This window comes from Pseudomonas sp. 3JA (assembly GCF_036961705.1).
Lineage (GTDB): Bacteria > Pseudomonadota > Gammaproteobacteria > Pseudomonadales > Pseudomonadaceae > Aquipseudomonas > Aquipseudomonas fluorescens_Q.
Map to the genome: position 1 here is coordinate 1 of NZ_JBAMDJ010000112.1, position 427 is coordinate 427.

1 protein-coding gene is annotated in these 427 nt (G+C 65.8%); it reads right to left on the reverse strand.

Features of this window, described 5'->3' with window-relative positions:
• Positions 1-427: PAAR domain-containing protein (locus V7773_RS30265; RefSeq protein WP_336076504.1), on the reverse strand; the 427-nt coding region annotated here is incomplete at both ends.

The following is a 427-nucleotide window of genomic DNA, read 5'->3' on the forward strand; positions in this document are numbered from 1 at the left end:
CTTGCCCTTGCCGCCCTTGAGCATCAGCAATGCGGTGACTGCCAAGCCCACGCCCGGGGTCTTGCCGCTGCGGATCTCGCGCACCACCACCGAATCGCCGCCAATGGTCACGTTGGACGAGATCAATCCAGCCGACACCACCGTCGCATCGCAGGTGCTGCGGTCGCCGCTGCGCACGGCGGGCTGGCCGTTGATGGTGACCTTCTCCGAGCCTTCGGCCATGAACTGCGGTGGCATGGGTGGGTGCTTAGTGCAGATCACCAGGTCTTCCGGTCGGGTCTCCGTACCGGGGGCGGGCGAGGCGACAGTCGGGCGCCACATCTGCGAGAAGAAATTCCCGGCCATGTCCAGGTAACTGGGTTCTTCTTCCGGCTCGGGCATTTCCAGTTCGGTGCCGGCCGGCGCCACATGGGAAACCACAGCGCCG